The organism is Sporosarcina sp. P19, from assembly GCF_002743165.1.
Taxonomy (GTDB): domain Bacteria; phylum Bacillota; class Bacilli; order Bacillales_A; family Planococcaceae; genus Sporosarcina; species Sporosarcina ureae.
In genome coordinates, this window is record NZ_PDYR01000012.1 from 25953 (window position 1) to 38542 (window position 12590).

General features: G+C 40.8%; 13 protein-coding genes. 8 read left to right on the forward strand and 5 right to left on the reverse strand.

The genetic code is table 11. The features are described from left to right. Positions 1-145: 145 nt before the first annotated feature. The 3 genes from tatC to CSV74_RS16660 all read right to left on the reverse strand — a co-directional run bounded on the left by tatC (position 146) and on the right by CSV74_RS16660 (position 1627). Positions 146-1057, reverse strand: coding sequence for a twin-arginine translocase subunit TatC (gene tatC, locus CSV74_RS12550; protein ID WP_099691913.1), 912 nt, complete (start codon positions 1055-1057; stop codon positions 146-148). Positions 1058-1069: 12 nt separating this feature from the next. Next, positions 1070-1297 carry a twin-arginine translocase TatA/TatE family subunit gene (tatA, locus tag CSV74_RS12555; protein WP_029054819.1) on the reverse strand — a complete coding sequence of 76 codons (228 nt, stop codon included), beginning with the start codon at positions 1295-1297 and terminating at the stop codon, positions 1070-1072. A gap of 165 nt (positions 1298-1462) precedes the next feature. Beyond that, the gene (locus CSV74_RS16660; protein WP_158231797.1) at positions 1463-1627 is read right to left on the reverse strand and encodes a hypothetical protein; all 165 of its coding nucleotides are present in this window, start codon (positions 1625-1627) and stop codon (positions 1463-1465) included. A 239-nt stretch (positions 1628-1866) separates the two neighbouring features. Here CSV74_RS16660 and CSV74_RS12560 point away from each other — a divergent pair, with 239 nt between their 5' ends. After that, the gene (locus CSV74_RS12560) at positions 1867-3111 is read left to right on the forward strand and encodes an S-layer homology domain-containing protein (RefSeq protein WP_099691914.1); all 1245 of its coding nucleotides are present in this window, start codon (positions 1867-1869) and stop codon (positions 3109-3111) included. Between the two features lie 80 nt (positions 3112-3191). Here the strand turns inward: CSV74_RS12560 and rpoN are convergent, their stop codons facing one another. Both rpoN and CSV74_RS12570 read right to left on the reverse strand, forming a co-directional pair. Beyond that, the gene (rpoN, locus tag CSV74_RS12565) at positions 3192-4466 is read right to left on the reverse strand and encodes an RNA polymerase factor sigma-54 (protein ID WP_099691991.1); all 1275 of its coding nucleotides are present in this window, start codon (positions 4464-4466) and stop codon (positions 3192-3194) included. A 117-nt stretch (positions 4467-4583) separates the two neighbouring features. Then, positions 4584-5009 (reverse strand): DUF1284 domain-containing protein, encoded by a 426-nt coding sequence (locus CSV74_RS12570; protein ID WP_099691915.1) that lies wholly within the window; start codon positions 5007-5009, stop codon positions 4584-4586. Between the two features lie 166 nt (positions 5010-5175). Here CSV74_RS12570 and CSV74_RS12575 point away from each other — a divergent pair, with 166 nt between their 5' ends. The 7 genes from CSV74_RS12575 to CSV74_RS12605 all read left to right on the forward strand — a co-directional run bounded on the left by CSV74_RS12575 (position 5176) and on the right by CSV74_RS12605 (position 12581). Continuing rightward, positions 5176-6096 (forward strand): DMT family transporter, encoded by a 921-nt coding sequence (locus CSV74_RS12575; RefSeq protein ID WP_099691916.1) that lies wholly within the window; start codon positions 5176-5178, stop codon positions 6094-6096. A 970-nt stretch (positions 6097-7066) separates the two neighbouring features. Further along, positions 7067-7990 (forward strand): phosphogluconate dehydrogenase (NAD(+)-dependent, decarboxylating), encoded by a 924-nt coding sequence (gnd, locus tag CSV74_RS12580; protein ID WP_369823719.1) that lies wholly within the window; start codon positions 7067-7069, stop codon positions 7988-7990. Positions 7991-7997: 7 nt separating this feature from the next. After that, entirely contained in the window at positions 7998-8954 is a 957-nt protein-coding gene (locus CSV74_RS12585; protein ID WP_233190917.1) for a sugar kinase, read from the forward strand. A 9-nt stretch (positions 8955-8963) separates the two neighbouring features. Next, complete coding sequence (locus CSV74_RS12590; protein ID WP_099691918.1) at positions 8964-9623, forward strand: bifunctional 4-hydroxy-2-oxoglutarate aldolase/2-dehydro-3-deoxy-phosphogluconate aldolase; 660 nt, start codon at positions 8964-8966, stop codon at positions 9621-9623. Next, the gene (gene dgoD, locus CSV74_RS12595) at positions 9605-10753 is read left to right on the forward strand and encodes a galactonate dehydratase (RefSeq protein ID WP_029054808.1); all 1149 of its coding nucleotides are present in this window, start codon (positions 9605-9607) and stop codon (positions 10751-10753) included. Before CSV74_RS12590 ends, dgoD begins: the two co-directional genes overlap by 19 nt. After that, positions 10747-11415, forward strand: coding sequence for a ribose 5-phosphate isomerase A (rpiA, locus tag CSV74_RS12600; RefSeq protein WP_081657953.1), 669 nt, complete (start codon positions 10747-10749; stop codon positions 11413-11415). Before dgoD ends, rpiA begins: the two co-directional genes overlap by 7 nt. 125 nt (positions 11416-11540) lie before the next feature. Next, positions 11541-12581 (forward strand): TRAP transporter substrate-binding protein, encoded by a 1041-nt coding sequence (locus tag CSV74_RS12605; protein ID WP_233190919.1) that lies wholly within the window; start codon positions 11541-11543, stop codon positions 12579-12581. Positions 12582-12590: the final 9 nt, after the last annotated feature.

Here is a 12590-nt window from a genome sequence, read left to right on the forward strand (position 1 = left end):
ATATAGAGCGGATACCGAGGTGAATAGAGCGATCAACAATCAACATAGAGCGGATGCTCGAATTTTTAGGCAACCGCGCCATTAAGTATATCTCAACACAAAAAAAGCGTCCCACTTTGTAAAGTGGAACGCTTTTTCTCATGCATTACGATGCATCTGCATCCGGTACTAGTCGTTTTTCTGTTTTCATGACAATGAAAATACTCGCTTCATATAAAGCAATCATTGGAATGAGGATGATCAACTGACTTAAGAAATCAGGAGGCGTGATCAATGCGGATACTACACCGAGCGTCACGTACGACCACTTTCTCACTTTTTTCATCGTTTCGGATGTCAGAATACCGATAGCAGACAGGAATAGTGCGACGATCGGAAGCTCAAACAGCAAGCCGATCGGCATCGTTGTCATTAATAGAAAACGTGCATATTCCTTTGCTGTAATCATAACATCGAAATTCATCTTACCGAGCTTCACTAAGAAGTTATAGCTCAGTGGATTGACTACGTAATAACCGAACGCGAGACCTCCGACGAACAAGAGCAGAATCGCAGGGGAGTAGAGGCTTAAAAAGCGTCCTTCTTTCTGCGTCAGACCTGGTTTGACGAACTGCCAGAGGAAATGACAGACGAACGGGACAGATAAACCAAACGCCATCGCAGCGGAAATCGTCGTATAGAATGATATAACTTCAAGCGGACTCAGGACGATCAGTGTATAGCCCCGTGTAACGTACGGGAACCACAGATTGATCGTACTGAAGACAGCGATGAAGAAAATGAAGAACACGACGACGCTTTTAATAAGCTGTTTCCGAAGGTCCGTGAGATGTTCGATTAACGCAGGATCTGCATCAGCCTTTTCATCTTTTGATTCTTCTGGCGGTGGCATTCTGGGTTCTTCCGGTTGTGGTTCGGGTTTCAATTTTTCAGGTACAGCCTGTTGTTCAGTGGAAGAAGTCTCCGCAGAGTGATCGGGTAGCGCAGCTTCTTCATCTTTTGCTTTTTTGTCTAACGGGTTTGAGTTTTTCCGGTTCTGATCACTATACGGATCCATCTTGTCACCTACTTACTTAATATCTTTTTTGTCAGTTTCAATTGTCTTGGAAGGCGTAACAGTTGTCTTTTCTTTCTCTTCATCATCGCCCATGATATCTTTTGTAGCTTTTTTGAACTCTGCCAAAGTTTTACCGACTGCTGAGCCGACTTCAGGCAATTTACGAGGTCCGAAAAGAATCAAGATAATTACAAGGATAATAATGAGTCCAGGTACACCGATTGCTGCTATATTCATCATACATCCATCCTTTCCTACTTAGTTTAGACGAGTAATCTACCTCGTTTACAGTATTTCTGAATGCCTTCCGTAGTACGGTAGGCACGTGCACCGACTGTTGCAGTAGGGTTGTATCCACTATTATGAGTGAATTTGCCCGCACTCACAACAAATAAGTTTTGCACATTAAATGAAGTTTAGACCACTATAGTCGAAATTATCCCTAGTGAAATCATTAATTGTTCTACCGAGAGACTGGGCGGCCATGATGTATTCATTGTAGTATACTAAATCCTTCGACATATCAATAAACATAATCGAAACTTGTCGAAAGGGTAACAATCTTTTCATGCTACCAAACTTCCTACGATAGGTCAAATGTCATTTCCATAAAAAGTATATTTGTAAAAAATGATGAATACAAAGCCTTTCATCACGAGAAAAAACCTTACATAAGGCATTACTAAAAATAACACCAAAGTATTTTAAATATTGCGAAAATAGATATATACGAATCATTTGAAACTTGGTAGAATATTAATAACAAGTAACCAACAGCCGACAAAATAATTCACTGAGGAGGAAAGATTATGAACAAGACTAGTCGGATTTTCGTTTGGACTGTATTGATCGTTCTGTTTTCATTTGTATCATTTGGTTCCACGCAAGCAGCAACAAAAGAATTCAAGGATGTGTCGAAGAATCACCCGAACTATGAAGCAATCCACTATTTACAGGATAAAGGCTTCATAGCTGGCTATACAGACGGCACATTTCGACCACAGGATATGATTTCACGTAAACACGTGGCGAAGTTACTAGACCAGGCGCTGAAGTTACCCCAAGCAAGCACTACCGTCACGTACCACGATGTACCGAAGAGTCACCCTTACTATGCCTCCATCATGAAATTGACCGCAGCTGCTATTTTCAGTGGCGGGTCAGATGGCTACTTCAATCCAGAGGCACCGATCACACGCATTCAGATGGCGAAAGTTCTCGATATCGCATTCGATCTGCATATGACTAAGCACGACGCATTCTATGATGTCTACAATGATCATTGGGGCTACACACATGCGAATGCATTGTTCGCAAGTGGAATTGCGAAAGGGTATCAAGGTGAATTCTTCCCGAATGAAGCCGTAACTCGCGCACACTATGCGCAATTCCTGTACGGTGCGATTCTCGTGAAAAATGCTCGTCCTGCTACTGGTCAAGTAACGAAAGGAAAAGCGTGGGATCTCGTCAACCGATTGCCTTTCCAACTGGAGAAGGTCATGAGGGAAGGCCAGATATACGGCCAATCCTATGCAGACATTGAGCCTTCCTTGCGCATGTATGCGACGAAATCATTTACGGGAAATGGTTTGCCGGCTTATTATGACAAGGCGTGCACAGAGTGTTATGCATCTGTCTTCCCGTTCATCCGTTTTGAGCCATACGTGCGGTTTGATTTCAATCAGCCGGATGCCAACACGCTCAACGTCAACACAGTTGAATTCCAAAACGGCTTCTCTGTCGGAGGCTTTGTAGCTTATCAATTCAAAATGCAAGACGGCAAATGGAAAATGAATGCTCTCAACTTCACACCAGTCGGCACGAAAAACTTCCAGCTGACGATCAAAGAAGCGGCGAAAGTCATTAAGGAAGAATATCTGTCATATGGCAATAAAAACCCGGTTGTTAAACACGTCACAACAACTCAACAAGTCGAGCTGGATCCCGTGACGGATGCGAAGTACACATTCGATCAGTACACATTCAATGTAGAAACGGAATACGGCCGTATGAAAGTGAGATTCAATTCGTCTGATGGGTATACCATTCAATAAATCACAAAGCCGCCAGGACCTGAATAGGTCGGGCGGCTTTTCGTTATAGAGGTTATAGAGCGCGCATAAAAGTGTACATTCTACAAAATCGATTTCCGCTTACTAGACGACAGGATGTGAAGTTCTTCCCGGTACTTACTAACCGTCCTGCGCGAAATAGTGATCCCTTGTTCTTTCAAGAGTAAATCCACAATCTTCTGATCAGATAAGGGCTTACGTTTATCCTCTTTCGCAATCAGTGACTGGATCGATGCTTTTACAGCGGATTGCGACACACTGTCGCCATCCTGTGCGGCCAGTTTGGATGTGAATAACGAGCGCATGTCGAACGTGCCGGCAGGTGTTTGGATTACTTTATTGGAAACGGTACGGCTAATGGTCGACTCATGCATCTCAATACTGTCCGCCACTTCTTTCATCGTCATCGGCTGCAAAGCTTTTCTTCCCTCGCGAAAAAACGCGTCCTGTTTTTCGAGAAGGTCCGTCACAATACGAATAATCGTTTGGCGTCGCTGTTCGATACTCGTTAGCAACCATTGCGCTTGCTTATGATAGTCGCGCAAATAGGAAGACAGTTCGGATGTACCTTTAAGAGAAGATACATACTCCTTGCGCAGTCCGATTTTCGGAAGATCTCGGTCATTTAAATGAAACGACAACTTCCCGTGCTTTTCCTCTACAATCACGTCAGGCATCATGAATCCCGTTTCTCTGTGACCGAGCTCTGGACAAGGTCTCGGATGCAGCGTCAGCAGGAATTCATGCAGTTCGTTTACGTGCGCCATCGTAATATTCATACCTTTCGCGATCTGTTGCCATTTACGTTCGGCCACATAAGGCAAATACTCTGATATGAACGTTTCCATTAATTCGGGACACGCTTCGCCACTTCTAACTTGCAGCAACAAACACTCCTTTAGTGTCCGAGAACCTATGCCAGGCGGACCGATGTGTTGCAGCAATTCGATACCGGTCTCTACATCTTCTACAGACTGCATATCTGCACATAAATAGCCGTTATCATCCAAACTATGAATCAACGTCTTCAGTAATTGTTTCGTCTTAGGATCTTTGAAATCGACCTCGACTTGTCGAAGCATTTGATCACGCATACTGACGTCTTGCTGCTTCACCCATTCTGTTGAATTCGGTTCCTGGCTTGAGTAGTTTAGGGACTGCCGTTCTTGGAATGAATCCGTTCTTTCAGCTTCCTGTATTTCAATCACTGGGTTTTCTAACTCTTTTTCTCGTATATATAGCTCCAAATCATAAGTCGATAATTGTAATAGCTTGATCGCTTGCCGGAGTTCAGTCGTCATCCGCAAACTGAGTTCTTGTTTTTGCTGGAGAGACATATTCAACGAAATCTCCTCCTTATAATAAAGTACATGATGAAAGTATATGAATACGCTTTCATTTCTATGTGCTTATCATATCATGCTCTATCGACTTGGACTATTGTTTGAAATAGTTTATTTTTCCTGAAGAACTTGCCGTAACCCTCTTGACTCCACTACCTCCTCGACACCTTCTTGGCAAAAACCGTACGAACGCCAAGAACACGTCTCGCACACTACGACAATATCCTCGGGCACGACATGTAGTCGAACCCTTCTCTCAACCTCGCGCCAAGGCAGCACATCGCTGACCTTCAATCCGAGCTTACGTAAAATGACCGTATCACGTTCATAAATCCCATCATCCTGACAATGATACGGTTGGCCTTCAGGAAATTTTGCGCATAAATAATCGGGGCCTTTCATGATCTGAATCAATGTATCGGGCCGCTCCCGCAATATATCATGGATCTTCGTCATATTTTCCGTGTACTCTTCTGAATAGCCCATCCCTCGGTATCCAAGCAAACAAAAGATATGGTGCCCGCGTAATTTAATCATAGAAATCCACCTTTTCTAAATCATAGATTAGTTAACTAGTTTTATTATTCAGTATACACATAATGGGGTGCGGGAAGGAAGTGCGAATTGTGGGACATTGACTTTAGGGGCATACCTTCTATAATTAGCCAATAAGAAAATATTTTGAAAAGAGGGCTAGTGGACTATGAAAGATCTAAAAGTAATCATTACATTGGTACTCGTCATGTTCACATGGGGAATTAACGTTTCTGCTCTCAAGTATCTTGTGACTTATTTCGATCCGATTACTATTACTTCATTGCGGATCATGGTCGCCGCATCATCAGTATTCATCATCTTATTCGTGCTGAAGAAAATCCGTTTGCCGAGAAATAAGGAATGGCTCTATATCCTTGGGGGCGCGACAACCAATGTTGTATTACACCATTATTTTCTAGCTGAAGGATTGTCGAAGACCAGCGCGGCCAACGGAGGATTGATATTAGGCCTCGGACCGTTGCTTACAGCTACGTTATCCGTCCTGATTCTGAGGGAACGTGTTACATTCGTGCGTTCACTCGGTTTCCTGTTTGGCGGTATCGGAGTAGGAGTCATCGTCCTGGCGGGTAGTGGGACAATTGGCAAAATATCGTTTGGCGATATTGAAATATTTCTGTCGATTGCGTCGCAGGCACTCAGCTTCATCCTGATAAAAAAAGCGTCCCAAACGATGGACGCGAAGTTACTCACGGGCTATATGTTTCTGTTCGGTTCAATGATTCTTTTCATCGTGTCGCTCGTAAAGGAACCAGGCAGCTTGGGTCGCCTGAATAGCGGAACACCATCCATCTGGGCAATTTTCTTCTTCTCAGCGCTACTAGCTACAGCTGTCGGTCACATGATGTACAACTCCGCTATCGAAAAAATTGGTGCTGCACGCTCATCGATTTTCTTAAACTTGAATACGTTCTTCTCGTTAATCGCAGCCAGTCTATTTCTTGGAGAAACAATCTACCTGGCCCACTATATAGGTCTAGCATTGATTGTGGCGGGTGTGCTATTCGGCTCTGGTTCTTTGGAGGCGATTATTAGGAATCGGAATAAACACGTCCCGCCTGTTGGGTAGCTATAGAATATTAGTCAAGTACACGAACACTAATAGTCTGATATCTTGCATAACAAGCTCCATAAACAGCGTTTTGGTTATGGAGCTTGTCTCTACAACGTGCATATAGAACAAAAAGAATGGAAGACTTCCGTATAGCATGTATATAGTAATACGGAATATGTGAAAGTGGTTCCATTAGAGAAAGTAGCACAAGATCCTGATGAGTATCATTAGATGGTTAAACCTATGATGGATGGAACCGTTAGAGTAGAGGAAGTGTGAAAAGTTTAAAAAGGAGAGTCATAGACGGAAAGTATAAAGTCATTTATCTTCAATTTTAGGTTTGTTAGCTTTAGCAGTTGGTTATACGGCATATAAATAATCAATCATAGATAAATAGGTACTGCGTGTTCTTCATTCTTTTTGAATTTAAACACTATTTATCATTGATGGGAGCGAATTTGTTCTTAAGGGAAGCAATTATCCAGCACATTTTATTGGATTAATACTTATTGTAGTTGTAGTACATGGTTCTGGATTCTTTGTAGTGTTATTAAGAAAATGCAATAAAATAACAGGTAGAAAAATCTTGTAATTCATCATGTGATGAAAAGTATGAATGTCTTAAAAGGTCAACTTTGAAGCCGTTCGTTTAGAAAAATTGAAAGACACTGGAGTTAATATTTAAGAGTCAAAGTTTTAAAAAGCATATATTTATATTAGCCAAAAGAAAATATGGAAAAATAAACCTTGATTTATCAGATAAGATTGAATATACTTTTAATGAATGTGAGGAGATGGAAATATTAAAGCTCTCAATGCTAAATAAAAACTTGAGTTATTTAACTACTAGAAAAGACAATATACTTACTTCAAGTTTTATTAATAGTATGATTTTAGCTAACTATCAAAACGACGTTCATTAATACTGAACGATAGACTGGTTTAAGAACGTTGTTCAGTAATAATGAAGATAACATAATGGGGAGTGAGAGCCTTGAAGATCGCTTTAATAGGTTTAGGAAAGATGGGAAGAAATCTGGCAGTTAATATTTTACGAAAAGGCTATTCTGTAATCGGTTATGATATTCTTCCGCAAGTAAAGGATGAATTGTTGCGTGAAGAAATATTTCAGACTGAAAGATTCAAGTTTATTAGTGAATGGGATTCATTAATACAGGAAATCAATCCTGAAGACATAATCTTTATACTCATTCCGCATGGTGAAGAAACAGAATTAATGTTAGAGCAACTTTTGAAAGCCCTTCCAAAAGGTTCTACAGTACTGGAATGCGGGAATTCTCATTATAAAGAAATTGAAAAATGGAATGTGGCATACCTAAAAGCTGGTCTGAATCTACTTGACGTTGGTACAAGTGGCGGGGTAGATGGTGCTAGAGAAGGACTTTGCGCAATGATAGGCGGAAACCATGACAGCTATAAACGAATAGAACCATTTTTAATCAAGATTTGCTGTGAAGGTGGACTTTTGTATACCGGTAAGACAGGTAGTGGACATTATTTAAAAATGATCCATAACGGAATTGAATACGGAATGATGCAAGCAATTGCCGAAGGGTTTGAAGTACTGAATGAAAGTCCATATCCATTTGATTATAAGGAAGTAGCGCGACTTTGGAATAATGGATCAGTCATTAGAAGTTGGCTTATGGAGCTTGTAGAGGAATCATTCAGGAAGGAACCCAGATTAGAATCCATTGTCGGAAAGATGAATGCGTCGGGAGAAGCACAGTGGATGGTAGAAGAAGCAATGGATTTGAAGGTGCCGGTTCCAGTTACAGCCTTATCGTTAATGGTACGGAACCGATCAATGCAGGAAGATACTTTCAGTGGAAAGGTCGTTGCTGCATTACGAAAAGAATTCGGTGGTCATGAGGTAGAGGGGAAGTGAAGTTATAGTGACGGATGTATTTACAATTGGTGAAACGATGGTGATATTTCAATCTCAAGCAATAGGTAACTTGGAAGATCTTCCACAGATATATCAGAAGATCGGAGGTGCAGAGTCCAACTTTGCTACTGGTCTAGCACGTCTAGGTCATCAAGTATCGTATATGAGCAAATTGGGCAATGATCCTTTTGGTCGTCGTATCTTAAAAAGTATTAAATCAGAAGGAATTGATACTACTCATCTCAAGATGACGGAAAGTGCTCAAACAGGTCTTTTATTTAAAGAACAAAAATTCAGCGATGTCATGAACGTATACTATTACCGAAAAGATTCTGCGGCAAGCCACATGCAAAAGGAAGAACTTCCTGAAGACATCTTTGAAGGACTAAAATATCTACATGTTACAGGAGTAACTCCAGCTCTTAGCAGCTCTTGTAAAGAGCTTGTATTTAAAGCGATAGAATTAGCACGCAAACATGAAGTTAAAATAATTTTTGATCCCAATATTCGATTTAAGCTTTGGGAAAAGGAAGAGGCATTTGAAGTCTTAAATGCGATAGCCGTAAGAGCAGATTATATTTTGGCAGGTATAGAAGAAGCGGCTTTTCTGACAAATCAAACCGAAGTCCGCGAGATTTGCCAAACGTTACAAAAAAATGCACAGCAAATCATAGTCATTAAGCGTGGAAAAGAGAGTACAGTGCTGTATGAACATGGACATTATAAAGAGATTCCTGTCGTGAATGTTGCTAATATAGTCGATCCGGTAGGTGCAGGTGATGCATTTGCGGCAGGATTCGTGCACGGCCTTTTATTAAACTGTCGTCATGAAGAAAGTGTACGATACGGAAATAGCCTTGGCGCAAGAGTGATCCAGCAGTATGGTGATATAGACGGTTTACCTACACTGGAAGAATTCAATGAAGGACTTAAAGGCGACTTCACATCAGACGTAAGGAGGTAGTTCGTTATATTGAGAAAATGGGATAAACTAAAAATTATTGAAGAAAACGGTGTGGCGGTGGTGTTGAGGAAAATTCATCCTGAACGGATTAACAAAGTGATCGAAACGTTGGTTAACAGTGGAATCAGGGTATTGGAAATCACAGCAGATAGTGAAAACAGTTACGATACTATACGTGACATGAAAAAGAAATATGGAGATCAAGTGCTAATCGGTGCTGGTACTGTGTTAGACAAAGAAACAGCGAAATTGGCGGCCGATGCACAAGCAGATTTCATTTTTTCTCCAAATTTAGACGTAGAAGTGATTCAGACAGCGAATCGATATGGCTGTATTTCCATCCCAGGTGTATATACCCCTACGGAAATCGTATCGGCATATACCGCAGGGGCAGATTTAGTTAAAGTTTTCCCTGCTACGACACTAGGGCCGAGCTACTTTAAAGATTTACAAGGTCCACTAGCTCATATTCCTATGATGCCAACAGGTGGAATAGGGCTGGAGAATATGGGTGAATTCCTAGCGAATGGAGCTATAGCTATTGGGGTAGGAAGCTCACTTTTGAACAAAAAGCTTATTGACACGGGGAACTACGAGGAGCTTGGTGAGAAAGCAAGAAGCTTTGTAAACCGATTTAATGAGGTGAAAGCATGCGAATCAAAGAAATAGAAACGTTTCGAGTCCCCCCAAGATGGCTCTTCTTGAAGATTACAACTGATGAAGGCTTAGTTGGTTGGGGTGAACCAATAGTAGAAGGACGCGCTTCAACCGTAGAGGCATGCGTTCATGAACTAAGTGAATATTTGATAGGAAATGACCCAATGCGAATTGAAGACATTTGGAACACGCTATATCGTTCGGGATTTTATCGTGGTGGTCCTATCCTGATGAGTGCGATAGCGGGAATCGATCAGGCGCTTTGGGATATTAAAGGGAAGTTCTATAATGCTCCTATATACGAACTTATGGGAGGTGCTTGTAGAGACAAGGTGAAAGTATATTCTTGGATCGGTGGAGATCGTCCTGCAGATGTACTGGAACAAGCAAATAAAGCGAAAGAAAATGGTTTCCAGGCAATCAAGATGAATGCGACAGAAGAGCTACAAATTATAGATAGTTATTCGAAAATTGACAATGTGCTGGAAAGAGTAGCCATGATTAGGGAAGGGTTAGGTGCAGACTTTGGAATCGGAATTGATTTCCATGGCCGTGTGCATAAACCAATGGCAAAGATTTTGGCGAAGGAACTTGAACAATTTCGTCCAATGTTCATAGAAGAACCTGTCTTGGCTGAAAATAATGAAGCGCTCAAGGAAGTTGCTAGACATAGTAACATCCCTATTGCAACAGGTGAGAGAATGTACTCTAGATGGGATTTTAAGAAAATATTGCAGGAAGGTTATGTAGATATTATCCAGCCAGATTTGTCACATGCGGGTGGAATTACCGAATGTAAAAAGATATTTTCGATGGCGGAAGCCTATGACGTAGCAGTAGCTCCTCATTGTCCTTTAGGTCCAATCGCTCTTGCAGCATGTTTACAGGTTGATACCACTAGCTATAATGTTTTTATTCAGGAACAAAGCCTGGGCATTCACTACAATAAGGGGAATGACGTGTTGGATTATCTGAATGATCAATCTGTCTTCAAATTCGAGAATGGATATGCCAAGAATCTTACAGCACCAGGACTAGGAATTAGTGTTAATGAGTCCTACGTAAGGGAGAAGCAAAAGGAAGGGCATAACTGGAAAAATCCGATTTGGCGGCATGAAGATGGGACGGTCGCGGAATGGTAAGCCCTTACGAAAAGAATATAAATAATGAAGAAAAAAATGCGCTGGCAAATTTGGCGGTTTCATTAGTTAAGAATAAAACTATTATAGGTTTAGGATCTGGCTCAACAATCGGTTTTTTTCTAGAGCATTTAGCAGTGCGAATGAAAGAAGAAAAGTTGCAACTGAAATTCATTGCTTCTTCTAATAAGATTGCAGAGCAAGCGGATAAACTGAACCTTCAACTTATTGGGATTGAGGATGTACCTTTTATTGATCAGGCATTTGATGGTGCAGATAGAGTAGATCTGAATAACAATCTAATTAAAGGAGGTGGAGGATCACTTTTTCGCGAACGACAAGTATTGCTGAAAGCTGAGCAACGGTATATTTTAGCAGATTCCTCAAAATTCACAAAAAGTCTTTTGGGTCAAATCATCCCTCTAGAGATTGTACCGTTTAATGCATCATTTACAATTAAAAGAATTGAAAGTTTGGGGTACAATATTGCATTAAGAAAAGATGGGGATAACAATTTTATTACCGACAATGGAAACTGGATTGCAGATGTATCGACTCAAAAAAGTGTATCACCAGCAGATATTTATGAGCAGCTAAAACTAATGTCGGGTGTAGTGGAAATAGGTTTATTCCTAAATGTAGACTATTATATACTGCAAACCTAACCAATCAAGTGAGTAATAACGCAATAACCGAACCTAATAACAGACATTACGAATCGAATGAAAGCGTTTACTTTAAGCGGTAGATCGGAATGCCATTCATGATTACAAAATGAGGAGGAGTTATATTGAAGAAGAATCTAATGATAATATTTACTTTATTGTTAATGAGCGTATTAGTAGCAGCTTGTGGAAATGGTGAGAGCGACAGTGTTGAAGGGGTTACAGAAGCATCAGCAGACACTGGAGAAACAAAGAAATTAAGAATAAGCCTTGGTCTAAATGATAAAACACCTCTATATAAAAGTTCTGAAAAGTTTAAGGAACTTGTAGAGGAAAAAACAGATTCACTGAACGTAGAAATTTATCATTCTGGTCAGCTTGCAGACGACCGTTCTGCGATTGAGATGTTGCAATTTGGTACGTTGGATATCACAATTCCTTCTACGGCTCCATTTACTTCGTTCGTTCCTGAATATGGTGTGTTCGACTTGCCGTTTACACTGAAGAACACAGATGTAGTAGATAAAGTATTACAAGGTAAAATTGGTGATGAACTTGCAGAAAAAGCTAGTGAACAAGGCGTTAAGCAACTGGCTTGGTGGGAAAATGGATTCCGTCAATTAACGAACAGTAAAAAATCGATTAAGAAATTGGATGATTTGAATGGGTTAAAGGTTCGTACTATGGAAAATGATATCCATCTAGGTGCTTGGAAAGCAATGGGTGCAAACCCGACTCCAATGGCATTTACAGAGTTGTTTACGGCAATGCAACAGAAAACAGTAGATGGTCAGGAAAACCCATATCCGACAATTTTATTAGAGAAATATCCTGAAGTCCAAAAGTATGTGACGGAAACTAATCATATTTATTCGCCATTTATTTTCTTGATCAGCCAAAAGACTTGGGATGGCTTGACGGAAGAACAGCAAGAAATTGTAGAAAGCGCAGCGTTGGAAGCCGGAGAGCACAACCGAAAACTTTCTCGTGAAACAGCAGCATCCGCACTAGAAGAACTAAAAGGGCAAATGGAATATAGCAAAGTCAGTGATGCTGAATTGGAAAAGTTCCGTGGCGCTGTAAAGCCTGTCATAGAAAAGTATAAAGAAAGTATTGGCCAAGATTTCGTAGAGAAGTATTTGAATGAAGTCAATAACGCCGAATAAATGACAAGT